We start from the raw sequence: 372 nt of genomic DNA on the forward strand, positions 1-372 counted from the left end.
AATCCAGCCAATTGGTGGTAAAACAGAAGCCCATCCTGCCATTGAATAGAGTGTGTGTTTTGTGAAGCCTAAACGATCTAATTCGTTAAAGAAAGCGTTAACATAGGCTGTGTTACCAGCTAATCCAAGATTAGTTTGCTCATAATCTAAAACCATAGCGTTGTGTTTTGTTAGGCCATACTTTTTAGCAGTTTTAGCAAAAACATAAGCTTCTGCACGTGCTGCGGCAGGGGATGTTCCTTGTGCAAAATGGTAGGCGTTGAGTGCTAAGCCAGCAGCCTTAGCGTTCTTAAGATTAATGTAGCCATAGTCTTCAACGAAGGTTCCATGAGAGATTTGCACACAGACGGCTTTAGCTTTCATTTCCTTAAA

Annotated in this window: 1 protein-coding gene; it reads right to left on the minus strand. The window is 41.4% G+C overall.

Going from position 1 to position 372, the window contains the following annotated elements:
- A partial coding sequence (locus CBI42_RS11540; protein WP_306425629.1) for a GH25 family lysozyme occupies positions 1-372 on the minus strand: 372 nt, incomplete at both ends.

The organism is Streptococcus sp. KR, assembly GCF_002238115.1.
In the GTDB taxonomy this organism is placed as follows: Bacteria; Bacillota; Bacilli; order Lactobacillales; family Streptococcaceae; genus Streptococcus.